This window comes from Streptomyces sp. NPDC042346, assembly GCF_055581845.1.
Genome location: NZ_JBVJEH010000003.1, coordinates 290,075 through 313,710 on the forward strand (window position 1 = coordinate 290,075; position 23,636 = coordinate 313,710).

The following is a 23,636-nucleotide window of genomic DNA, read 5'->3' on the forward strand; positions in this document are numbered from 1 at the left end:
GGCCCGAACGGGGGGCCCGGCAAGGTACCGTCGAATATGAGGCACCAGGAGTAGCTGAACCAAGCACTCCCAGGCGAAGGGGAAGCACCTCGTGGCACGCATCGGTGATGGCGGCGACCTGCTCAAGTGCTCGTTCTGCGGAAAGAGCCAGAAGCAGGTGAAGAAGCTCATCGCAGGACCCGGTGTGTACATCTGCGACGAGTGCATCGACCTCTGCAACGAGATCATCGAGGAAGAACTCGCGGAGACGAGCGAGGTGCGGTGGGAGGAACTCCCCAAGCCCCGCGAGATCTACGAGTTCCTCGAGGGATACGTCGTCGGGCAGGAGCCCGCGAAGAAGGCCCTCTCGGTCGCGGTGTACAACCACTACAAGCGCGTCCAGGCCGGCGAGAACGGCGGCGGGGCGGGGCGGGACGACGCCATCGAACTGGCGAAGTCCAACATTCTGCTGCTGGGCCCCACGGGCTCCGGCAAGACGCTCCTGGCCCAGACGCTGGCGCGCATGCTCAACGTCCCGTTCGCCATCGCCGACGCGACGGCGCTGACGGAGGCCGGCTATGTCGGCGAGGACGTCGAGAACATTCTGCTCAAGCTGATCCAGGCGGCCGACTACGACGTCAAGAAGGCCGAGACCGGGATCATCTACATCGACGAGATCGACAAGGTCGCCCGTAAGAGCGAAAACCCGTCGATCACGCGTGACGTGAGCGGTGAGGGCGTCCAGCAGGCCCTCCTCAAGATCCTGGAGGGCACCACCGCCTCCGTACCGCCGCAGGGCGGCCGGAAGCACCCGCACCAGGAGTTCATCCAGATCGACACGACGAACGTGCTCTTCATCGTGGGCGGCGCCTTCGCCGGCCTGGAGAAGATCATCGAGTCGAGGGCGGGCGCCAAGGGCATCGGCTTCGGGGCGACCATCCGCTCCAAGCGCGAGATCGAGGCGAGCGACCAGTTCCAGGAGGTCATGCCGGAGGACCTGGTGAAGTTCGGGATGATCCCGGAGTTCATCGGCCGTCTCCCCGTCCTCACCTCGGTCCACAACCTGGACCGCGAGGCGCTCCTCCAGATCCTCGTCGAGCCGCGCAACGCGCTCGTGAAGCAGTACCAGCGTCTCTTCGAACTCGACGGCGTGGAGCTGGACTTCGACCGCCCGGCCCTGGAGGCCATCGCCGACCAGGCGATCCTGCGCGGCACCGGCGCGCGCGGCCTGCGCGCCATCATGGAGGAGGTCCTCCAGTCGGTGATGTACGAGGTCCCGTCCCGCAAGGACGTGGCCCGGGTCGTCATCACGGCGGACGTCGTCCGGAACAACGTCAACCCGACGCTGGTCCCCCGGATCGTGAAGAACGACGGCAGGCACGAGAAGAGCGCGTAGTCGCTCGCCTTCCTGTACGGGCCGGTAGAACCTTCGACGAAGGTTCTACCGGCCCGTACTTTCAGCACTCGCCCGTCATTTAGCGAACCGTTCAAGCCGGAACTCGCATCACGTGCCTACGCCGTTGATCAACTCGTGGTTGCCTGTGTGTGCAACGTATTCAGAGTTGAGCGAGGGGTTGTCGATGAGATCCATGAAGGTCACCCGGGCACTGGCCGCGGCAGGCATCGCAGCGGCCGCTGTCATCACGCCGATCACGATGGCCTCGCCGGCGTCGGCATCGGCCTCCATGTATTCCGGTTGTCTGAACTACGTCAAGAACAGCGGCTACCTTGTGGGACCCAAGGTGTACGCGGCTTGCTCACATGAGGCGTGGTCCACAGTCGTCGGCTGGGTGTACAACCCGAACTGTTTCCGCGGGCTTGTGAACATCAGCGTGGATGGGGCGGTCGCGGCCGAGGCCTGTAAGCGCGCCCACTGACGTGTTGGAGGCGTAGAAGAAGCCTCCCGTCCTGGCCCGACAGAACCGTATTGGCGTCCCTGTCGGGCCGGATGGAAGGCATGGGCCTGGTGGGGCGGGCTATCCCTTGCTGCGGGATGCCTTGTACTGCTGGGCCGTCAGCTCGGCGACCTGGTCCAGGGTGGCTCCCTGGCCGCCGGTCATCATGGTGGACAGGTCCATGACGTTGACGACGCCCAGGGTGCTGTAGTCCGCCCAGATGCACGTGGGCACCGTGAACGACTTCGGGCCGGGGGTGGTCTCCGTCTTGGTGCTTTCGAGCGTGAGGTTCTGGCACTTCATCAGAGCGCCCTCGAAACCGGCCGGCGTCTTGCTCTCCGGGCTGCCGACCGGGGTCACCTTCAGGCCTTCGGCCTCGCCGGCCTGGTCCTTCTGGTAGTTCGCGAACGCGGTGTCGAGCGCCTTCTCAGGGTCGGCGATCTCGCCCCACATGCCGTTCAGGCCCATGCTCTTGCCCTTGAGCGGGTCGGTGGAGCCGCCGGACTTGTAGGAAGCCTGGACCGCCTTCGGGTTCTTGATCCCCATGGCGTCGGCGCTGGCCTTCTGCTTGTCGGTCAGGTCGCCGCTCTTGTCGGCGCCCTCCTTCTTGTAATCGCCGATGGCGGACGCGGGAGTGATCTTGTAGCCCTTGGTGTCGTCGGCAACGGCACCGTTTCCACCGCCGCCGAGCAGGAAGTACGCGCCGACGCCGATCGCAGCGACGACCGCGACCGCGCCGATGATCAGGCCCGTCTTCGACTTCTTCGGGGCCGGCGGGTGCGGGACGTAGCCGCCGGGGCCCTGGGGGGCGCCGTACTGGGGCTGCTGGCCGTAGGGGGCGGGCTGCTGGGGCTGCGGGTAGCCGTACGGCGGCTGCTGCGGGGGGACGCCCTGCGGGGCCTGCTGGGGGTACCCGTAACCCGGCTGCGGAGCCTGCGGCTGGCCGTACGGGCCCGGCTGCTGCGGCTGCTGGCCGTACGGGCCCGGCTGGCCGTAGGGCCCGGGCTGCTGGGGCGGCTGGCCGCCGTACGGGCCGGGCTGGTTGTAGCTCATCGACAGGTTCCCCTCACAGGATGTTTATGCCTAGCGAACATCCTGGCGGAACCGCCGGAGCGGAAGTGCGGCGGGGGCCACACCGTTACCGAACCAAAGCGTTTCGGGACGGGGCGGCGACACCCCTAAACTGGGCCCGTGACCGAGAACACTCAGCAGCAGACAGCGCCCACCACCGAACTGCCGACCCAGTACGCGCCGGCCGAGGTAGAGGGGCCGCTGTACGAGCGCTGGGTAGAGCGCGGGTACTTCGAGGCCGACGCGAAGAGCGAGAAGCCCGCGTACACCATCGTCATCCCGCCGCCGAACGTCACCGGATCGCTCCACCTGGGCCACGCCTTCGAGCACACGCTGATCGACGCCCTCACCCGCCGCAAGCGCATGCAGGGCTTCGAGACGCTGTGGCAGCCCGGCATGGACCACGCCGGCATCGCCACCCAGAACGTCGTCGAGCGCGAGCTCGCCAAGGAGGGCAAGTCCCGCCACGACCTGGGCCGCGAGGCCTTCGTCGAGCGCGTCTGGGAGTGGAAGGCCGAGTCCGGCGGTCAGATCGCCGGCCAGATGCGCCGCCTCGGCGAGGGCCTGGCGTGGAGCCGGGACCGCTTCACCATGGACGAGGGCCTGTCCCGTGCCGTCCAGACCGTCTTCAAGAAGATGTTCGACGACGGCCTGATCTACCGCGCCGAGCGCATCATCAACTGGTGCCCGCGCTGTCTGACGGCCATCTCCGACATCGAGGTCGACTACCAGGACGACGACGGTGAGCTCGTCTCCATGCAGTACGGCGAGGGTGACGACACCATCGTCGTCGCCACGACCCGCGCGGAGACGATGCTCGGTGACACCGCCGTCGCCGTCCACCCCGACGACGAGCGCTACGCCCACCTGATCGGCAAGCAGATCAAGCTGCCGCTGACCGACCGTACGATCCCGGTCGTCGCCGACACGCACGTCGACCCGGAGTTCGGCACGGGCGCCGTCAAGGTGACCCCCGCGCACGACCCGAACGACTTCGCCATCGGCCAGCGCCACGACCTCGAATCCATCGAGGTCCTCGACGAGCGCGGCATCATCACCGTCCACGGCCCCTTCCAGGGCCTGGACCGTTTCGAGGCGCGCTCCGCGATCGTCGCCGCCCTGCGCGCCGAGGGCCGGATCGTCGCCGAGAAGCGTCCGTACTCCCACTCCGTCGGGCACTGCTCGCGCTGCAAGACGACGCTGGAGCCGCGTCTGTCGCTGCAGTGGTGGGTCAAGGTCGAGACGCTGGCCAAGGCCGCCGGCGACGCGGTCCGCGACGGTCAGGTGAACATCCACCCGGCCGACATGTCGCAGCGGTACTTCGACTGGGTCGACAACCTCAACGACTGGTGCATCTCGCGCCAGCTGTGGTGGGGCCACCGCATCCCCGTCTGGCACGGCCCGAACGGCGAGCTGGTCTGCGTCGGCCCCGACGACGAGGCGCCCACGGGCGAGGGCTGGACGCAGGACACCGACGTCCTCGACACGTGGTTCTCGTCCGGCCTGTGGCCGTTCTCGACGATGGGCTGGCCGGAGCAGACGCCGGATCTGGAGAAGTTCTACCCGAACTCCGTCCTGGTCACCGGCTACGACCTCATGTTCTTCTGGGTCGCCCGGATGATGATGTTCGGTCTGTACGCGATGGACGGTCAGCCGCCGTTCCGCACGATCGCGTTCCACGGCATGGTCCGCGACGAGTTCGGCAAGAAGATGTCGAAGTCGTTCGGGAACACGGTCAACCCGCTGGACTGGATGGACAAGTACGGCTCCGACGCCCTGCGGTTCACCCTGGCCAAGGGCGCCAACCCGGGTGTCGACGTCCCGATCGGCGAGGACTGGGTCCAGGCGTCCCGGAACTTCGCCAACAAGATCTGGAACGCGACCCGTTTCGCCATGATGAACGGCGCCACGGTCGAGGGCCCGCTGCCGGACGTCGCGGACATGTCGGCGACCGACCGCTGGATCCTCTCGCGACTGAACAAGGTCGTCTCCGAGGCGGACGCCTTCTACGACGACTACCAGTTCGCGAAGCTCGCCGACGCCCTCTACCACTTCGCGTGGGACGAGGTCTTCGACTGGTACGTCGAGCTGTCCAAGACGACCTTCTTCGACGGCGGCGAGCAGGCCAAGGTCTCGGCCCGTGTCCTCGGTGAGGTCCTCGACGTCACCCTGCGCCTGCTGCACCCGATCGTCCCGTTCGTCACGGACACCCTGTGGACCACCCTCACCGGCGGTGAGTCGCTGGTCGTCGCCGACTGGCCGAAGGACAGTGGCTTCCGGGACGAGGCCGCCGAGAAGGAGATCGAGCTGGTCCAGCAGGTCGTCACCGAGGTCCGCCGCTTCCGTTCCGACCAGGGTCTCCAGCCCGGTCAGAAGGTTCCGGCCAGGCTGGACGTGACCGGTACCGCGCTGGCCCCGCACGAGGCGGCCATCCGTCAGCTGCTGCGCCTCCAGCCGGAGGGCGAGGGCTTCTCCGCCACCGCCTCCCTGCCGGTCGCCGGGGCGACGGTCGCGCTCGACCTGTCGGGCACGATCGACGTGGCCGCCGAGCGCAAGCGTCTCGCGAAGGACCTCGCGGCCGCCGAGAAGGAGAAGGCCCAGGCGAACGGGAAGCTCGGCAACGAGGCCTTCCTCGCCAAGGCCCCGGACAACGTGGTCGACAAGATCCGTACCCGCCTCGCCAAGGCGGACGAGGACATCGCCCGTATCCAGACGCAGCTGGCGAACCTGCCGCAGGCGTAGCAAGGCACAGGGAAGGGGCCCGGAACCGGTACACGGTTCCGGGCCCCTTCCGCGTACCCGTCAGGACTCCGTGGCGACCGGGCCGACGCCCGCCGTCTCGGAGTTGCGGCGGGTCTTGGCCCAGCCGGTGCGGCCGCGGACGAGGCGGACGAAGCCGCGGGCCGAGACGACGAACAGGTGGTACGCGTACAGCCAGAGCGCGAACCCCCACAGCAGGCCCTTGATCCGGGAGCGGTCCGGGGCGAACTCGCGGCGGTAGACCGGGCCCCAGAGCAGGAACGGGACGATCGAGACGACCGCGAGGGCGAGCGCGAGGGGCCAGGCGGCGAGGATCACGTCGGACGCGGCGCCGCCGAGGACGAGGGCGAACAGCATGACGGCCGTGAGGACGAGCGTCCCGAGGTGGGCGAGGGGCTGGAAGAAGGTGTAGAGCGATTCCAGGACGCCGCGGGCCTTGTAGTGGCGGGAGCCGACGATGCGGCTCGCGTACCGCACGCAGGTGATGTTGCCCTGGGCCCAGCGGGTGCGCTGGGTGAGGAAGCGGCGGGTGTACGGGAGCGCTTCCTGGGTCACCCACGTGTCGGCGAGGTGGGTGACCTGGTAGCCGGCGAGGCGCATGTGGAGGCCGAGCTCGTAGTCCTCCAGGAGCGCGTCCTGCTGCCAGGGGCGGCGCTCGGCGGCGGCGATGCGGTCGAGGGCGGTGAGGCGGGTGAACTGGCCGTTGCCGCCGAGGCCCACGGAGCCGGTGCGGCGGCGCAGGAGCTGCATGCCGGTGTTGGAGACGGCGAACTCGACGTCCTGCATGCGGACGAGGAGGCGGGCGTAGGCGTTGGCGAGGCGTCCCCGGTCGGCGAGCGGGTGCTCGTCGTCGATGTTGCGCATCCGTACGCCGATCTGCACGCCGCCCATGTCGGGGTCGGCGAAGGCGTCCGGTCCTGCGGCGTGCGCGAGGGCGTCGGGCGAGACCTGGCCGTCGGCGTCGACGACGCAGACGATCACGCGGGCGCGGTCGGCGTCGTCGCCGAGGTGGGCGTTCAGCTCCGTGTAGGCGGCGTTGAGGGCCGCGCCCTTGCCGATCCGCGCGTCGGGGCGCCGCCGGGAGACCAGGTGGACGTGGGGGTCCCGGTCGGCGAGGGCGGTGACGATCGGGGCGGTGAGGTCGTCGCTCGCGTCGTCGATGACCCAGACGTGGGCGGTGGGGAAGTCGCCGCGCAACCGGGTGGCCGTGGTCGCGATGACGGCTTCCTCGTCGCGGCAGGGGACGAAGAAGTGCCAGTCGTACGCGGTCGGGTCGCCGAGCTCGGAGGGGCGGCGGCGCGCGTAGGCGTACCGGGCGCCGGCCCAGTAGGCGAGGAAGCAGACGAGGAGGAGGAACGGGAAGACGTACAGCAGGAGGTGGAAACTCATGGGGGTCTCCGGTGGGGGTCGGGGGCGGCGGATGCGGGCCGGGGGCGGGTACGGCCGGGGGATGGGTGTGGGCCGGGGACGGGTGCGGGCCGGGTGGCTCAGGCGGCCGTGGCGTGGGGCGCGGGCGTGCGCGGGGCCGGGACGGCCGGGTCCGCGCCGCGCTCGGTGATCAGGTCCCTGAGCAGCCCGGCGATCCGGTCCGACGCGGTGCCGTCGCCGTACGGGCTGGGGAGCGTGCCCAGGCGGCGCAGGCCGAGCCCGCCCTCCGCGAGACGGCGGCGGGCCGCCTCGCCGATCCCGGGGCCCGGCTCGACGAGGTCGGCGAAGTCGGCGAGGGACTCGGGGCGTTCGGTGGAGCGGCGGACGACGACCAGCGGGCGGCCGAGGACCGTCGTCTCCTCCTGGATGCCGCCGGAGTCCGAGACGATCAGCGCCGCGTGCCGGGCGAGCGCGAGGAAGGTGCCGTAGCCGGCCGGGGGCAGCACCGTCAGCCCGTCGAGGAGCGGCAGCAGGCCCGCCGCCTCGATCCGGGCGCGGGTGCGGGGGTGGAGGGGGAGGACGACCGGCAGCTCGCGGGCGAGTGCGGCGAGCTCCTCCAGGACGGCGGCGAGCGCGGCGGGCTCGTCGGTGTTCTCCGGGCGGTGGACGGTCGCCAGGACGTAGCCGTCGGGTGCGAGACCGCTGACGGCGAGCAGGCGCGCCCGCTCCTCCGGCGGCGGGAGGTGGTCGTGGACGGCCTCGACGACGGTGTTCCCGGTGACGGCGATCCGCTCCTCGGGCACGCCCTCGGCGAGGAGCAGGTCGCGGTTGTCGGGGGTGGCCGCGCACAGGACGTCGGCGAGCCGGTCGATGAGGACCCGGTTGTGCTCCTCGGGCATGGCCCGGTCGTGGCTGCGCAGCCCCGCCTCGACGTGGACGAGCGGGACGGAGCGGGCGTTGGCGGCGAGGGCGCCGGAGAGCGCGGCGTTCGTGTCGCCCTGGACGACGACGGCGAGCGGCGGCTCGGCGGCGAAGCGCTCGTCGAGGCCGCTGAGCGCGGCGGCGACCTGGACGGCCCGGGGCTGCCCGCCGACCCCGGTGAGGTACTCCGGCTCCGGCAGCCCCAGCTCGTCGAGGAAGCTGCCGGAGAGCGCGTCGTCGTAGTGCTGGCCGGTGTGGACGACCCGGGCGGCGGGACCGAGGGCCCGGATGAGCTCGGCGAGCTTGACGAGTTCCGGGCGGGTACCGAGGACGACGGCGACACTGCGGGCGGGAAGAGTCTTCATGCCGTAGACGCTGACCGGTGACGGTCGCGCGCTCCGGTGGCGTTCGGTTGCGGAACGGTTGCCATGCGGCGGGGCGGGGAGATCGGGACGTCCGGTCGGGACTTCCGGCCCTGCTCCGGGGTGAGTCGGGTCACCCCGCGCCCGCGCCCGAAGCGGGTCACCCCGCGCCCGGGCCGCCCGCCGCCGAGCCCCGGGACCGTACCGCCGGGCGGTCCGCGCTCTCGTAGCGGTAGCCCAGGCCCCGTACCGCTTCCAGGGGGTCGCGGGAGTGGGGGCCGCCGGCGGTGCGGAGCTTGCGGCGGAGGCGGAGCACCGCGAACTTCACCCGGTCGCGGCCGATGGCCAGCGCGTCGTCCCAGACCTGGTCGAGGAGCTGCTCGGTGGTGACGACCCGGCCGCGGTTGCGGACCAGGACCTGGAGCAGGCGGTACTCGATGTCGCTGAGCCGGATCTCGCTGCCCTGCCAGAGCGCCGCGCGCCGCTCCGGCACGAGGCGCAGGTCCTCCTCGACGTGTGCGCCCGCCCAGTGCTGGGGCCCCGACCTGCGCAGGAGGGCCTCGACGCGGGCCAGCAGCTCCGTCCGGTCGAAGGGCTTGACCAGGTAGTCGTCGGCACCCGAGCGCAGCCCGCGGACCCGGTCGTCGACGTCGCCGAGGCCGGAGAGGACGAGGACCGGCAGGTCGCTCATGTCCCGGGTGCGGTCGAGGACCTCCCAGCCGTCGAGTTCGGGGAGGACGAGGTCCAGGACCATCAGGGACGGGCGTTCCGCGAAGAGGAGACGGAGGCCTTCGCGGCCGTCGCCAGCCACCGAGACCTCGTACCCGCGCCGGGTGAGGAGGACCCGCAGGGCCAGGGCGAGGTCCGGGTCGTCCTCCACGATCAGCAGTCTGGTCACGGGCGGCTCCCGGTCGGCGGCGCGGTGACGATCGGCGGCGTGGTCACGGTCGGCGGCGTGGTCACGGGCGGGCCGTTCCGGCTGCGCCGCGGCCGGTGAGCGGCAGCCGTACGGTGAAGACGGCGCCCGGCTGCCCCTCGCGGTCGCGGACCGCGATCGTCCCGCCGTGCAGCCGTACGGCGTCCAGGGCGCCCGCCAGGCCGAGCCCGGTGCCGGGGAAGCCCTCGCGGCGGGCGTTGGGCGCGCGGACGAACGGGGTGAAGATCTCCTCGTGGTACTCCAGGGGGATTCCGATGCCGGTGTCCTTGACCTGGATCGTCCAGTGGTCGCCGGCGGGCCGGCCGACGACCTCGACCCGGCCGTCCTCCGGGGTGAAGCGCAGCGCGTTGCCGAGGAGCTCCTCCAGGGCCCCCGTCAGCATCCCGCCGTCGGCGACGAGCGCCGGGCCGCCGGGCGGGCAGTCGGCCGCGATGTACGGGCCGTCGCCCTCGGCCCGCTGGAGCGCTTCGAGGACCACCCGCTCGATCAGCTCGTCGACGAGGACCTCGCCGAGCCTCGGCTCCGCGCGGGGCACGCCGGCGGCCGCCCTCGGCAGGTCCTCGGACACCGACCGCATCCGCAGCGCGTTGCGCCGGATGGCGTCCACGTACGAGGTCTGCTCCGGGTTCAGCGGCCCGGAGACCGGGTCGAGGAGCAGTTCGGCGAAGCTCAGGACGGTGGCGAGCGGGGTCCGCAGCTCGTGGAGGGCCCGCCCGGCGAAGGCGGCCCGGTCGTCGGCGAGCGCCACCAGCTTCCGTACCTGCTCGTACAGACCGTCTTCCGCCTCGCGCTGCCGCGTCACGTCCTCCACGAGCCACAGGTGCCCGAGCGGCCGGTCGCCGTCGCCGACCGGGGCCCGGCGGCGGCGCAGCACCCGGCCGTCCCGCAGGTGGTAGTCGGTGACGCGGGTGACGGGCCCGCGCGTCTCGCTCTCCTCCAGGAGACGGTCCCGCTCCTCCGGCCGGTCCAGCATCCCGGCCAGATGGCCGATGATCCGCTCCCGCGGCGTACCGGGGGAGAGGTCGATTCCTTCGGGCAGCCGGAGGAGGGTGGTGAGGCGGCGGTTCACCCGGACGACGCGCAGGTCGCGGTCGAGGAAGAGGGCCGCCTGGGGGAGGGCGTCGAGGAGCGAGGCGGCGAAGGACAGCTGCTCCTGGGATGCTTCGTGCACATTTCTGAGTCAAACAGCAATGTGGGCGAAGTGCCCGATCTCACATCAGAAGGGACTTCGGGTCCACGGCTTCGGGACGAAAGACCTTGGATGATGGACGGCATGCCCCGCCTCCCCACCGTCCCCGCACTGCGCCGTTGCGTGGACCGGTGGGCCGTCTCGCCCCGCGCCCTCGACGTCATCGCCGCGCTGAGCGCCTTCGGCCTGATGGTCCTCGACGTGCCGGGCCTCGCCCGCGCCGACAACTCGCTGACCGGGGTCACCGCGACCCTCGTCCTGGCGGCCGGGGCGGCCACGCTGGTGCTCAGGCGCCGGCTGCCGTGGGTCCCGTACCTCGTGGCGCTCGGCCTGATGGGGTGGCTCCACGAGCTCACCATGATCCAGTTCGCGCTGTACTCGATCGGCCGGTTCCGGGGGCGGCGGGCCGCCGTCGTCGCCACCGTGCTCTACATCGGCGTGGCCTACGCCCTCTTCCAGACGCCCGGCTGGCCCGCCCGGCACGGCGACACCCTCAGCGACTTCCTCAGCATCGTCGTCCCGATCGGCGTACTCGCGGCGGGCGTCGGCATCGCCGCGTACCGCCAGGACCTCGTGCGCGCCCTGGAGGTCCAGCGCCGCGAGGCCGCCGCCCGGCAGGCCGTGCAGGAGGAGCGGATCTCCGTCGGCCGGGACGTCCACGACCTGGTCGGCCGGGAGCTCACGGTCCTCGCCGTACGGGCCGAGGTCCTCGCCGTACGGGCCCGGGGCGACGCGCACCAGAAGGACTTCGAGGAGCTCGCGGACACCGCCCGCCGCGCCCACCTCATGCTGAACGAGACGATCGTGCGCCGCGCCGAGCGGGACGCGGCCACCCCCGGCCTCGAAGGGCTCGCCGCGCTCGCCGAGGAGAGCGAGCGGATGGGCAGCCCCGTGGACCTGGCGGTCGCGGACGCGGCCCAGGCGCTGTCGCCGCTGCGGCAGGCGGCCGTCCACCGGGTCGTCCGGGAGTGCCTGACGAACGCCGCCAAGCACGCGCCGGGCCTGCCGGTGACGGTCGCGATCACGGTGGAGGGGCCCGACCTGCGGATCGAGGTGCGCAACCCGCTGCCGAAGACCCCGCCGGACCCGGCGCCCGTCTCGACGGGGACCGGGCTGTTCTCCATGGAGGAACGGGTCGTCAGCATGGGCGGCACGCTGAAGGCCCGCGCGGAGGACGGCGCCTACGCGGTGACGGCACTGCTCCCGGCGGGCCTGAACCGCTAGGGGGTGTCCGGCGGATCGGCCGGGGTCGCGACCGGCGACCGGACAGGCCTGATCCGCCGGACCGACCGACCGGACGGGCCCGGACCGCCGGACCGGCTAGCGGACCCTTTCCGCCTTCCCCATGACCCGCTGGAGGCTGTCGAAGTCCTCCACGCACCGGCCCGAGCCCAGCGCCACGCAGTCCAGTGGCCGGTCCGCGACGAAGACCGGGATCTCCGTCGCCGACGCCAGCCGCAGATCGAGGCCCGGCAGCAGCGCCCCGCCGCCGGTCAGGACGATGCCGTGCTCCATCACGTCGCCGGACAGCTCCGGCGGGCACTCCTCCAGGGTCGCCCGCACCGCCGCGATGATCGCCTCCACCGGCTCGTCGAGCGCCTCCCGCACCTCCGGCACCGTCAGCTCCACCGTCCGGGGCAGCCCGCTGACCTTCTCCCGCCCCCGCACGGTGAAGGTCCGCCGCTCCCGCTCCTCCTCGCCGGGCACCGGCCACGCCGAGCCGATCGCGACCTTGACGTCCTCGGCCGTGCGCTCGCCGATGAGGAGCGAGTGCTCCTTGCGGACGAAGTCGGTGACGGCCGCGTCGAGGCGGTCGCCGCCGACCCGCAGCGACTGGGCCGTGACGATCCCGCCCAGGGAGATCACCGCCACCTCGGTCGTCCCGCCGCCGATGTCGACGACCATCGAGCCGCGCGGGTCGGAGACCGGGAGCCCCGCCCCGATCGCCGCCGCCATCGGCTCCTCGATGAGGTGCACCGCCCGCGCCCCCGCCGACAGCGAGGCGTGCACGATCGCCCGCCGTTCGACCTGGGTCACGCCGCTCGGCACGCAGACCACCATCCGGGTGCGGGGCCGGCGGCGGCCCGGGACCGCCTTGCGCACGAAGTGCCGGATCATCTCCTCGGCCGCCTCGTAGTCGCTGATCACGCCGTCCTTCAGGGGGCGGATCGCGCTGATCGAGCCGGGTGTCCGGCCGATCGTCTCCTTCGCCTCGGTGCCGACCGCGAGCGCCTGCCGCGAGCCCTCCTGGACCGCCACCACGGACGGCTCGTTGAGCACGATGCCCTGGCCCCGGGCGTAGAGGAGCGTGTTGGCCGTGCCGAGGTCGATCCCTATGTCCATGATCGCCAAGTTTGCCCGGCGGCTCCGGCGGACGGGGGACCGAAAGTCCCGAAAGGGGTGGGTCCATGGTCCTGTCGGTACCCCTCCGTAGACTGGGCCCGTGAGCGAGCCGAGCGACCCGAGTGACCAGTTCGACGACACCGTCGACAACGAGACAACGCGCGACCCAGACCTGGCGGTGATCGAGGCCGGCAGCCGCACCCTGCGTGCGCAGGGGGGCCCGGTCCAGGGTGACCCCGTGCCGAGCCGTCCCGAGGACCCGGAGCTCGACAAGGCGCTGCGCGAGGTCGAGACCGAGCTGTCCACCCGCTGGGGCGAGACCAAGCTGGAGCCGTCGGTCACGCGGATCGCGGCCCTGATGGACGTGCTCGGCGAGCCGCAGCGCGCGTACCCCTCGATCCACATCACCGGCACCAACGGCAAGACGTCGACGGCCCGCATGATCGAGGCGCTGCTCGGCGCCTTCGAGCTGCGCACCGGGCGGTACACCTCGCCGCACGTGCAGACGATCACCGAGCGGATCAGCCTGGACGGCGCCCCGATCTCCGCCGAGCGGTTCGTCGAGACGTACCAGGACGTCAAGCCGTACGTGGAGCTGGTCGACGCCCGCGAGGAGTACCGCCTCTCCTTCTTCGAGGTCCTCACCGGCATGGCGTACGCGGCCTTCGCCGACGCCCCGGTCGACGTGGCCGTCGTCGAGGTCGGCATGGGCGGCACCTGGGACGCGACGAACGTCATCGACGGGTCCGTCGCCGTCGTCACCCCGATCGACCTCGACCACACCGACCGGCTCGGCGGCACCACCGCCGAGATCGCCGGCGAGAAGTCCGGGATCATCAAGCAGGGCGCGACCGTCATCCTGGCCCAGCAGCCGGTGGACGCGGCCCAGGTCCTGCTGAAGAAGGCCGTCGAGGCGGACGCCACCGTCGCCCGCGAGGGCATGGAGTTCGGCATCGTCTCCCGCGAGGTCGCGGTCGGCGGCCAGCTCCTCACCCTGCGCGGCCTCGGCGGCGAGTACGACGGCGTCTTCCTGCCGCTGCACGGCGCCTACCAGGCGCGCAACGCGGCCGTGGCGCTCGCGGCGGTCGAGGCCTTCTTCGGGATCGGCGCGGACCACGCGCGGACCCTGGACGCGGACACGGTCCGACGGGCCTTCGCCCAGGTCGCCTCGCCCGGCCGCCTGGAGATCGTCCGCACCTCGCCGACGGTGATCCTGGACGCCGCGCACAATCCGCACGGCGCGCGGGCGACGGCGGAGGGCGTCAGTGAGTCCTTCGGCTTCTCGCGGCTCGTCGGCGTGGTCTCCACGAGCGCCGACAAGGACGCCCGGGGTCTCCTGGAGGCCTTCGAGCCGATCTTCGCGGAGGTCGTCATCACGGCGAACTCCAACCCGCGGGCCACGGACGTCGACGCGCTCGCCGCGATCGCGGTCGAGGTCTTCGGCGAGGACCGGGTCGTCGTCGAGCCGCGGCTGCCCGACGCGCTCGAAGCGGCCATCACCCTCGCGGAGGAAGAGGCCGAGTACGGCGGTGCGGGAGTCCTCGTGACCGGTTCGATCTTCACGGTCGGCGACGCCCGGCTGCTGCTGCGAAGGGGCTGAATCCGATGCGCATGCTCTGTTCCTCGACGCTCATCGGCGAGTTCTTCGTGATCGGGTTCGCCGGTCTCGTCGCCATGAAGGACGACAGCCTGGCGATGTCCACCGTCTGGACGGTCTGCGGCGTCGCGATGGTCCTGTCGGTGCTGCTGTGCGGGATGGTCACCCGCCCCGGCGGCGTACAGCTCGGCTGGGCCCTCCAGATCGGCCTGATCGCCAGCGGTTTCTTCGTGCCGGTCATGTTCGTCCTCGGGGCGGCCTTCGCCGTCCTGTGGTGGGCTTCGGTGCACTACGGCCGGAAGGTCGACGACATCAAGGCGCGCTGGGCCGAGTCGCAGGCCGGGCAGGCCGCGCAGGCCACGGCAGGGCCTGACGCTGCGTAATCGAGGGGCGTGCGGGCCCTGTAGCCTCGGAGGTCCCGCACACCGCATTTCCGAAGGAGTTCCCCCGTGAGCCAGCGCACGCTCGTCCTGCTCAAGCCCGACGCCGTCCGCCGTGGCCTGATCGGCGAGATCATCGGTCGTATCGAGCGCAAGGCCGGCTGGACCCTCGCGGCCCTGGAGCTGCGCGAGCTGGACCAGGACACGCTGGAGCAGCACTACGGCGAGCACAAGGGCAAGCCCTTCTACGAGCCGCTGATGGGCTTCATGTCCTCCGGTCCTGTCGTCGCGCTCGTCGTCGAGGGCGAGCGGGTCATCGAGGGCGTCCGCCAGCTCGCGGGCCCGACCGACCCGATCGCCGCCGCGCCCGGCTCCATCCGCGGCGACTTCGGCACCATCGTCCGCGAGAACCTGATCCACGCCTCGGACTCCGAGGACTCGGCGCTCCGCGAGCTGAAGATCTTCTTCCCGGGTCTCGTCTGATCCGCTCGGCTGATCCGAAGGACCGCGCCGATCCGCACGATCGCGCGATCGGCGCTGACCCGGCGTCAGTCGATCAGCACAACCCTGTGGGGCGACCGAAGGAATTTCGGTCGCCCCCAGGCATATGAACGCCAATCCCGGGAACGGATCGCCGCGTCCTGCCGTCACCAGTACTGAGGTGGACCAACGCGCGGCATCCGCACGGGCGGCACTACGATGGAAAACTCCACGCCGCACCACTCTCAGCCATGGGAAATCAAGGGGAACTCAATGTCGTTCATCGGCCGTGACATGGCTGTCGACCTCGGGACCGCCAACACGCTGGTGTACGTCAGGGGGCGGGGCATCGTTCTGAACGAGCCGTCCGTCGTCGCGATCAACACCAACACCGGCGGCATCCTGGCGGTCGGTGCCGAGGCGAAGAAGATGATCGGCCGGACGCCCGGCAACATCGTCGCCGTCCGCCCGCTCAGGGACGGCGTGATCGCCGACTTCGAGATCACGGAGCGGATGCTCCGTTACTTCATCCTCAAGATCCACAAGCGCCGTTACCTGGCCCGCCCCCGCGTCGTCGTCTGCGTGCCCTCGGGCATCACCGGCGTGGAGCGCCGCGCCGTCATCGAGGCCTCGACGCAGGCCGGTGCCCGCCAGGTGCACATCATCGAGGAGCCCATGGCGGCGGCCATCGGCTCGGGCCTCCCCGTCCACGAGGCCACCGGCAACATGGTCGTGGACATCGGCGGCGGCACCACCGAGGTCGCCGTCATCTCCCTCGGCGGAATCGTCACGGCACAGTCGATCCGGGTCGCCGGCGACGAGCTGGACAACGCGATCATCCAGCACATCAAGAAGGAGTACTCGCTCCTCCTCGGTGAGCGGACCGCCGAGCAGATCAAGATCACCATCGGCTCGGCCTACGACCTCGACAAGGACGAGCACACCGAGATCCGGGGCCGCGACCTCGTCTCCGGCCTGCCCAAGACGGTCGTCATCTCCGCCGCCGAGGTCCGCAAGGCCATCGAGGAGCCGGTCAACGCGATCGTCGACGCGGTGAAGACCACCCTCGACAAGTGCCCGCCGGAGCTCTCCGGTGACGTCATGGACCGCGGCATCGTTCTCACCGGTGGAGGCGCCCTGCTGCGCGGCCTCGACGAGCGGCTCCGCCGAGAGACCGGCATGCCGATCCACATCGCCGAGGACCCGCTGGACTCGGTGGTGCTGGGCTCCGGCAAGTGCGTGGAGGAGTTCGAGGCCCTCCAGCAGGTCCTCGACGCCCAGCCGCGCCGCTAGCACCACCGGACGGACGCACCCGTACGGACGCACCACGCGGAAGCACCCGTACGGACGCACCGCACGAACGCACCACGCGGAAGCACCCGTACGGACGCACCGCACGAACGCACCACGCGGAAGCACCCGTACGGACGCACCACGCGGAACCCCCACAAGAGAACAAGCACAGCCGAAGAACGAACCACGAGGAAAGGCACGGCCGCCGCACGTGAGGGACACACGAGAGAGCCGGCTGCTCCTGGTGCTGCTGATCGCCATCGCGTTCGCACTGATCACGGTGGACATCCGCGGAGGCCAGGAGTCACCCGTCGACGGTGCCCGACAGGCCGCCGCCGCGGTCTTCGGGCCCGTCGAGAACGGTGTGGCGGCGGCCGTCGACCCCATCGGGAACGCCATAGGCGCGGTCCGCGACTCCGGTGAGCGGCACACCCGGATCGCCGCCCTGGAGAAGGAGAACGCCGAGCTCAAGGCCGAGCTCGGCAGCGACGACCGCAACCGCAACCGGCTGCGCGAGCTCGACGCCATGCTCAAGACGGCCGGCGCCGGGCAGTACGGCATCAAGGGCGCGCAGGTCATCGCCATAGGAGCGGCCCAGGGCTTCTCCTGGACCGTCACCGTCGACGTCGGCGCCCGCGACGGCATCAAGCGGGACATGACCGTGCTCAACGGCTCCGGACTCGTCGGCCGCGTCACCACGGTCGGCCCGTCCACCTCCACGGTCCTCCTCGCCAACGACCCCGACTTCACCGTCGGCACGCGCATGGAGAAGAGCGACGAGCTCGGCTTCGCCACGGGCCAGGGCGACGGCCCCCTGCTCGTCCAGCTCCTCAACGGCAAGGCCAAGGTGAAGAACGGCGACCGGCTCGTCACCTTCGGCTCGCGCGCGGACAAGCCCTTCGTGCCCGGCGTCCCGGTCGGCGAGGTCGTCCGCGTCGACCCGGCGGGCGGCGGCCTGACCCGCAACATCTACGTCCGCCCGTACGTCGGCTTCACCAAGCTCGACATCGTCGGCGTCGTCGTCCAGGCCCCGGTCTCCGACCCCCGCGACACGGTCCTGCCGCAGAAGCCCAAGCCCGCGCCGACCGTGACCGTCACGGTCAGCCCGCCGCCACCGGACGGACAGCAGCCGAACGCCGACCAGCAGGGCCAGAACACGCAGGGCCAGGACCAGGGGGACGCGACACCGTGAAGTTCAACCGCATCCTCCTCTCCGCGACCCTGATCGTGGTCGCCCTGGTCGTGCAGGTCTCCGTCCTGGCCCGCCTGCAACTCCCCGGCGCCGTCCCCGACCTGGTGCTCCTCACCGTCGTCGCGCTCGCCCTGGTCTACGGCCCCGTCGGCGGCTCCCTCATCGGGTTCACCGCCGGTCTCCTCGCCGACCTCGCCCCGCCCGCCGACCACGCCGCCGGCCGCTACGCCCTCGTGCTCTGCGTCATCGGCTACCTGGTCGGCCTCGCCAAGCCCGAGAACGGCCGGCTGACCTCCGCGACCGGCCCCATGGCCGTCGTCGTCGCCGCGGCCGTCGGCTCCACCCTGCTGTACGCGGGCGTGGGCGCCCTCGTCGGCGACACCGCCGCCCGCCATGTCGGCCTCGGCTTCCTGCTGTTCACCGCGGCGGTCTACGACCTGCTCCTCGCGCCGTTCACCGTGCCGCTCATCATGGCCCTGGCCCGCCGGGCCGAGAACGATCCGCTCGCCGACGCCGGCGGGGGCAACGGCGCCGACGTCGCGTCCGGCTGGCTCTCCTCCGGCACAGGCCTGCGGATCGGCACCCAGCGCGGTGGCCTGCGCGTGAAGTCCGCCCGGAGCCGCGCCGCACGGGCCGGACGCATCAAGGGAGTCAAGCGACTGTGACCGAGGGGGTCCCGGCAGTATGACCAACATTCCCGAGACCGGGCGGACCCCGCGGGTCCAGATCCGGCTCGTCGTCATCCAGATCCTCGTCTTCTCGCTGCTCCTGACGCTGGGGGGCCGCCTCTGGTACCTCCAGATCCGCAACGGCAAGGAGTACACGGACGAGGCGAAGAACAACCACGTCCAGCAGGTCGTCCAGCCCGCCGTCCGCGGCTCGCTCCTCGACGCCCGGGGCGTCCCGCTCGCCGACAACGAGACCCGGCTCGTGGTCTCCGCGTCCCGCACCGAGCTCATGAAGATGAAGGACCGGGGCGAGGCCGTCCTGACCCGGCTCGCCGCCGTCCTCGACATGAAGCCCGAGGACGTCATCAACAAGATCCGGCTCTGCGACTCCAAGACGCCCAAGCCCTGCTGGAACGGTTCGCCGTACCAGCCGATCCCCGTCACCGACGAGGCCACCACCCAGCAGGCCCTCCAGATCCGCGAGCGCGCCGAGGACTTCCCCGGCATCACCGCCGAACCGACCGCCGTCCGCCGCTACCCGGCCCCCGGCAAGTCCCGCACCTCCCAGGTCCTCGGCTACCTCTCGCCCGTGACCGACGGCGAGATCGAGAAGGCCAAGAACAGCGACTCGCCGTTCCTCCGCTCCGACCAGATCGGCCGCTCCGGCCTGGAGCGCACGTACGACAAGGAGCTGCGCGGCAAGGCCGGCGTCACCCGCTACGAGGTCGACAACCTCGGCCGGGTCATCGGCCAGGCGAAGAACGACCCCGCCGTCCCCGGCTCCAACGTCGTCACCTCCATCGACGCCCGCGTGCAGGCGGTCGCCGAGTGGGAGCTGCACAACGCGATGGTCGAGGCCCGCAAGGTCTTCGACAAGAACACCAGCGAGAACTACAAGGCCGACTCCGGCGCCGTCGTCGTCATGGAGAACAAGACCGGCCGGATCGTCGCCATGGCCTCGCAGCCCGACTACGACCCCAACGCCTGGGTCGGCGGCATCTCCGCCAAGGACTACGCCGCCCTCACCGGCAAGGACTCCAACTTCCCGCTCCTCAACCGGGCCATCCAGGGCCAGGCCGCCCCCGGCTCGATCTTCAAGGTCATCCCGACGACCGCCGCCGTCAACGCCGGATACGAGTTCAACGGGCGCTACCCGTGCCCCTCCTCGTACGCCATCGGCGGCCAGGTCTTCAAGAACTTCGAGTCCCAGGGCCACGGCTCCATCACCCTCGGCCAGGCCCTCGAGGTCTCCTGCGACACCGTCTACTACGCCCTCTCCCACCAGCAGTGGCTGAACGACGGCGGCATGAAGCCGAAGAAGGACGCCAAGGACTGGTTCTACAAGACGGCCCACCAGTTCGGCCTCGGCGCCGAGACCGGCATCGACCTCCCCAACGAGGTCAGCGGCCGCGTCCCCGACCGGAAGTGGAAGCAGGACTTCTGGGCGGCCAACAAGGACTACTGGTGCAAGATCGGCAAGCGCGGCGGCACCTACGTCCAGCAGCTCTCCTACGAGAACTGCCTCGAAGGCAACCTCATGCGCGCCGGTGACTCCGTCAACTACTCCATCGGCCAGGGCGACACCCTCGTCACCCCCATCCAGATGGCCACCATCTACGCCGCCATCGCCAACGGCGGCACCCTCTGGAACCCCACCGTCGGCAAGGCGATCGTCAGCCCCGACGGCAAGAAGGTCACCGAGATCAAGCCCAAGTCCCACGGGAAGCTCCCCATGGACACCAAGACGCAGGCGTTGATAGAGGAAGCCCTCGCGGGAGTCGCCACCCGCGGTACGGCCGCCTGGAGGTTCGGCGGCTGGCCGCAGGACAAGATCCCGATGCACGCCAAGACGGGTACCGCCGAGGTCTACGGCAAGCAGACGACCTCGTGGTTCGCCACGTACACCAAGGACTACTCGATCATCATGACGATCGCCCAGGGTGGTACGGGCTCCGGCGCCTCCGGCCCCGCCGTGCGCAACATCTACGACGCGCTCTACGGACTCGACGACGCCGGCAACCAGGACCTGAAGCGGGCCCTGCTGCCGCAGCCGCAGCAGACCCTGCCGAAGATCGAGGCCGACGGCTCCATCGACGCCCCGAAGACCAAGCCGTACGACCCCGAGGCCCAGAAGGTGGACCCGCTGAAGGAGCAGGACGGCACGGCCACGGCAGCCGACCCCGCCGCCGACCCGGCAGCCGATCCGGCCGACCCGGACGACCAAGCACTCGCGGGCCCGCCCGCCACCGGGCGGAGGGACTGAACCGATGACCGCACCCCACGGCTTCTCCGTCTCCCGGTACGCCCCCGAGCGCGGCACGCTCGCCAGGCTGACCGCCCGCGACTCGGTGTTCCGCCGCCTCGACTGGCCGATCCTGCTGTCGGCGCTCGCGCTCTCCTTCATCGGGGCGCTCCTCGTGTGGTCCGCCACCCGGGGCCGCACCGAGCTGAACAACGGCGACCCGTACTACTTCCTCTTCCGGCACGCGCTCAACACCGGCATCGGGGTCGCCCTGATGATCGGCACGATCTGGCTCGGCCACCGCACGCTGCGCGGCGCGGTCCCGATCCTCTACACCCTGTCGATCGTGCTGATCCTCGCCGTCCTCACCCCGCTCGGCGCCACCATCAACGGCGCCCACGCGTGGATCGTCGTCGGCGGCGGATTCTCCCTCCAGCCCAGCGAGTTCGTGAAGATCACGATCATCCTGGTCATGGCGATGCTGCTGGCCGCCAAGGTCGACGCGGGCGACCAGCTCCACCCCGACCACCGCACCGTCGCCAAGGCCCTCACACTGGCCGCCCTCCCCATGGGCATCGTCATGCTGATGCCCGACCTCGGCTCGGTCATGGTCATGGCCGTCATCGTCCTCGGCGTGCTGCTCGCCTCCGGCGCCTCCAACCGCTGGGTCCTCGGCCTGATCGGCGCGGGCGTCGGCGGTGCGGTCCTCGTCACCGCGCTCGGCATGCTGGACGAGTACCAGATCAACCGCTTCGCGGCCTTCGCCAACCCCGACCTCGACCCCTCGGGCGTCGGCTACAACACCAACCAGGCCCGCATCGCGATCGGCTCCGGCGGCCTCCTCGGCGCGGGCCTCTTCAAGGGCTCGCAGACGACGGGCCAGTTCGTCCCGGAACAGCAGACCGACTTCGTCTTCACGGTCGCGGGGGAGGAGCTGGGCTTCGTCGGCGCCGGCCTGATCCTCGTCCTCCTCGGGATCGTGCTCTGGCGGGCCTGCCGGATCGCCCGCGAGACCACCGAGCTCTACGGCACGATCGTCGCGGCCGGCATCATCGCCTGGTTCGCCTTCCAGGCCTTCGAGAACATCGGCATGACGCTCGGCATCATGCCGGTCGCGGGCCTGCCGCTGCCGTTCGTGTCGTACGGCGGCTCGTCGATGTTCGCGGTCTGGGTGGCGATCGGGCTGTTGCAGTCGATCCGCGTACAGCGCCCGATGACGGCGTAGGACTAGATTCGTCTCATGGCGGAGACGAAGCGCGAGGTCGAGCGGAAGTACGAGGCCACGGGGGAGACCCGGGTACCGGACCTCACCCGGGTCCCCGGCGTCTCGGCGGTCGTGGACCGGGGCGTCATGGAACTCGACGCGGTCTACTACGACACGCCCGACCTGCGGCTCGCCGCCGACGCGCTCACCCTGCGGCGGCGCACGGGCGGGAGCGACGAGGGCTGGCACCTCAAGTTCCCCGTCGCCTCCGGCATCCGCGACGAGATCAGGGCCCCGCTGGCCGACACCCTCCCGGGTGAGCTGGCGGGGCTTCTGCGTTCCCGGGTCCGCGGCGGCGAGGTCGTCCCCGTCGTCCGCCTCCGCTCCGCACGGGACGTCCGCCACCTCGTCGACGCGACCGGCCGGCTCCTCGCCGAGCTGTCCGTCGACACGGTGCGCGCCGAGCGGCTGCCCGGGGGAGCGGAGGCCGGCTGGACGGAGATCGAGGTCGAACTCGCCGACGAAGCGGACGAGGCCGAGGGCACCGCCCTTCTCGACGCGATCGGGAAGCGACTCGGGAAGGCGGGCATCCACGCCTCGGCGTCCGCCTCGAAACTGGCGAGGGCCCTGACGGAGACGGCACCGCGGACCGGGTCCGGAACCCCGGGGACGCCGCCGCGGACCGGGTCCGGAACCCCGGGGACGCCGCCGCGGACCGGGTCCGGAACCCCGGGGACGCCGGCACCGGCTTCCGGCTCCGCGCGCGCCGGGAAGCGGGCGCGCCGAGCGGACGAGGCCGGAACCCCGGGGACGCCGCCGCCGGCACCGGCTTCCGGGACCGCCGGGTATGCCGTGCTCGGCTACGTGCGGGAGCAGGTCGACGCGATCGTGGCGCTCGACCCGGCCGTCCGGCGGGACCTGCCCGATGCCCTGCACCAGCTGCGGGTCGCCTGCCGGCGGCTGCGCAGCGCGTTCCGGACGTACCGGAAGGTCCTCGACCGGGACGTCACCGAGCCCGTCGGCGCGGAGCTGCGGTGGCTGGCGGGCGAGCTCGGTGCCGCCCGCGACCAGGAGGTCCTGACCGAGCGGCTGCGCGGCCGGATCGACGCGCTGCCCCGGACCCTGCGCCTCGGTCCCGTCCGCGGCCGGCTGCGGAGCTGGAACGCCGTCCGCTCCCGGGGCGGCCGGCGCCGTACCCTCGCCGCGCTGGACTCGGCCCGCTACCTCGCCCTCCTCGACACCCTCGACGAGCTGCTCGCCGATCCGCCCCTGCGGAAGGCCGCGGCCCGCGACGCCCGTACGGTCCTCGCCCGCGCCGTCCTCAAGGACCACGCCCGCCTCGGCGCCCGTGTCGACCGCGCCCTCGCCCTCGCGCCCGGAGAGGACCGCGACCTCGCGCTCCACGCGGCCCGCAAGGCCGCCAAGCGCGCCCGGTACGCCGCCGAGGCAGCCGCCCCCACCCTCGGGAAGCCCGCGCGGAAGGTCGCCCGGTGTGTGAAGTCCGTCCAGTCCCTCCTGGGCGAACACCAGGACGGCGTCGTCGCCCGCGAGGCCCTGCGGGAGCTCGCGACCCAGGCCCACGCGGCCGGGGAATCCGCTTTCACCTGGGGACTTCTCCACGGCCGCGAGGAAGCGGCGGCGGCCGAAGGGGAGCGCGACCTCCCCGGCGTCTGGGCCCGGGCCTCGGCCCCGGGGATCCGGGCGGCGCTGACCCGCTGAGCACCGGGGTACGCTTGAGAGTCGCCCCCCTGCCAG

The 23,636-nt window shown here is 71.5% G+C and carries 19 protein-coding genes; 12 read left to right on the forward strand and 7 right to left on the reverse strand.

All coding sequences use genetic code 11. The features are described 5' to 3' along the window. Nucleotides 1-91 precede the first annotated feature (91 nt). Nucleotides 92-1,375, forward strand: a complete 1,284-nt coding sequence (clpX, locus tag ACZ6K0_RS14970) for an ATP-dependent Clp protease ATP-binding subunit ClpX (RefSeq protein ID WP_024755522.1) — start codon at nt 92-94, stop codon at nt 1,373-1,375. Nucleotides 1,376-1,483: 108 nt separating this feature from the next. Here the strand turns inward: clpX and ACZ6K0_RS14975 are convergent, their stop codons facing one another. Further along, nucleotides 1,484-1,666, reverse strand: a complete 183-nt coding sequence (locus tag ACZ6K0_RS14975) for a hypothetical protein (RefSeq protein ID WP_376405882.1) — start codon at nt 1,664-1,666, stop codon at nt 1,484-1,486. Between the two features lie 289 nt (nt 1,667-1,955). Continuing rightward, nucleotides 1,956-2,927: a hypothetical protein gene (locus tag ACZ6K0_RS14980; protein WP_376405885.1), complete on the reverse strand. Its 972-nt coding sequence runs from the start codon at nt 2,925-2,927 to the stop codon at nt 1,956-1,958. A 138-nt stretch (nt 2,928-3,065) separates the two neighbouring features. On the opposite strand from ACZ6K0_RS14980, the gene ACZ6K0_RS14985 reads away from it, so the two are divergent. Next, nucleotides 3,066-5,687 carry a valine--tRNA ligase gene (locus ACZ6K0_RS14985; protein WP_376405887.1) on the forward strand — a complete coding sequence of 874 codons (2,622 nt, stop codon included), beginning with the start codon at nt 3,066-3,068 and terminating at the stop codon, nt 5,685-5,687. A gap of 60 nt (nt 5,688-5,747) precedes the next feature. On the opposite strand, the gene ACZ6K0_RS14990 is transcribed toward ACZ6K0_RS14985, so the two are convergent. From ACZ6K0_RS14990 to ACZ6K0_RS15005, 4 genes are all read right to left on the reverse strand, one after another. After that, nucleotides 5,748-7,094 (reverse strand): glycosyltransferase family 2 protein, encoded by a 1,347-nt coding sequence (locus tag ACZ6K0_RS14990; RefSeq protein WP_469233563.1) that lies wholly within the window; start codon nt 7,092-7,094, stop codon nt 5,748-5,750. A gap of 98 nt (nt 7,095-7,192) precedes the next feature. Further along, entirely contained in the window at nt 7,193-8,359 is a 1,167-nt protein-coding gene (gene wecB / locus ACZ6K0_RS14995) for a non-hydrolyzing UDP-N-acetylglucosamine 2-epimerase (protein ID WP_469233561.1), read from the reverse strand. A gap of 157 nt (nt 8,360-8,516) precedes the next feature. Then, nucleotides 8,517-9,254 (reverse strand): response regulator transcription factor, encoded by a 738-nt coding sequence (locus ACZ6K0_RS15000; protein ID WP_469233559.1) that lies wholly within the window; start codon nt 9,252-9,254, stop codon nt 8,517-8,519. 61 nt (nt 9,255-9,315) lie between these two features. Further along, complete coding sequence (locus ACZ6K0_RS15005; RefSeq protein WP_376405895.1) at nt 9,316-10,464, reverse strand: PAS domain-containing sensor histidine kinase; 1,149 nt, start codon at nt 10,462-10,464, stop codon at nt 9,316-9,318. A gap of 102 nt (nt 10,465-10,566) precedes the next feature. Here ACZ6K0_RS15005 and ACZ6K0_RS15010 point away from each other — a divergent pair, with 102 nt between their 5' ends. Further along, the gene (locus tag ACZ6K0_RS15010; protein ID WP_376405897.1) at nt 10,567-11,706 is read left to right on the forward strand and encodes a sensor histidine kinase; all 1,140 of its coding nucleotides are present in this window, start codon (nt 10,567-10,569) and stop codon (nt 11,704-11,706) included. Nucleotides 11,707-11,802: 96 nt separating this feature from the next. Here the strand turns inward: ACZ6K0_RS15010 and ACZ6K0_RS15015 are convergent, their stop codons facing one another. Beyond that, nucleotides 11,803-12,825 (reverse strand): rod shape-determining protein, encoded by a 1,023-nt coding sequence (locus ACZ6K0_RS15015; RefSeq protein ID WP_469233556.1) that lies wholly within the window; start codon nt 12,823-12,825, stop codon nt 11,803-11,805. A gap of 100 nt (nt 12,826-12,925) precedes the next feature. Between ACZ6K0_RS15015 and folC the strand changes: the two genes are divergently transcribed. The 9 genes from folC (at nt 12,926) to ACZ6K0_RS15060 (ending at nt 23,600) form a co-directional block, all read left to right on the forward strand. Next, the gene (gene folC / locus ACZ6K0_RS15020) at nt 12,926-14,425 is read left to right on the forward strand and encodes a bifunctional tetrahydrofolate synthase/dihydrofolate synthase (RefSeq protein WP_376405901.1); all 1,500 of its coding nucleotides are present in this window, start codon (nt 12,926-12,928) and stop codon (nt 14,423-14,425) included. A gap of 5 nt (nt 14,426-14,430) precedes the next feature. Continuing rightward, nucleotides 14,431-14,805 carry a DUF4233 domain-containing protein gene (locus ACZ6K0_RS15025; protein ID WP_469233555.1) on the forward strand — a complete coding sequence of 125 codons (375 nt, stop codon included), beginning with the start codon at nt 14,431-14,433 and terminating at the stop codon, nt 14,803-14,805. Nucleotides 14,806-14,871: 66 nt separating this feature from the next. Then, on the forward strand, nt 14,872-15,285 hold the full coding sequence (gene ndk, locus ACZ6K0_RS15030; RefSeq protein ID WP_376405905.1) for a nucleoside-diphosphate kinase: 414 nt from the start codon (nt 14,872-14,874) through the stop codon (nt 15,283-15,285). Nucleotides 15,286-15,555: 270 nt separating this feature from the next. Beyond that, entirely contained in the window at nt 15,556-16,575 is a 1,020-nt protein-coding gene (locus tag ACZ6K0_RS15035; RefSeq protein ID WP_376405907.1) for a rod shape-determining protein, read from the forward strand. A 211-nt stretch (nt 16,576-16,786) separates the two neighbouring features. Then, on the forward strand, nt 16,787-17,767 hold the full coding sequence (gene mreC / locus ACZ6K0_RS15040) for a rod shape-determining protein MreC (RefSeq protein WP_469233553.1): 981 nt from the start codon (nt 16,787-16,789) through the stop codon (nt 17,765-17,767). Next, the gene (mreD, locus tag ACZ6K0_RS15045) at nt 17,764-18,432 is read left to right on the forward strand and encodes a rod shape-determining protein MreD (RefSeq protein WP_376405911.1); all 669 of its coding nucleotides are present in this window, start codon (nt 17,764-17,766) and stop codon (nt 18,430-18,432) included. The genes mreC and mreD overlap by 4 nt, the downstream gene beginning before the upstream one ends. A gap of 19 nt (nt 18,433-18,451) precedes the next feature. Next, nucleotides 18,452-20,698, forward strand: a complete 2,247-nt coding sequence (mrdA, locus tag ACZ6K0_RS15050; protein WP_376405913.1) for a penicillin-binding protein 2 — start codon at nt 18,452-18,454, stop codon at nt 20,696-20,698. Nucleotides 20,699-20,702: 4 nt separating this feature from the next. Then, nucleotides 20,703-21,902, forward strand: a complete 1,200-nt coding sequence (gene rodA / locus ACZ6K0_RS15055) for a rod shape-determining protein RodA (RefSeq protein WP_376405915.1) — start codon at nt 20,703-20,705, stop codon at nt 21,900-21,902. Between the two features lie 15 nt (nt 21,903-21,917). Beyond that, a complete protein-coding gene (locus ACZ6K0_RS15060; protein WP_469233550.1) occupies nt 21,918-23,600 on the forward strand; it encodes a CYTH and CHAD domain-containing protein in 1,683 nt (560 codons plus the stop codon). Nucleotides 23,601-23,636: the final 36 nt, after the last annotated feature.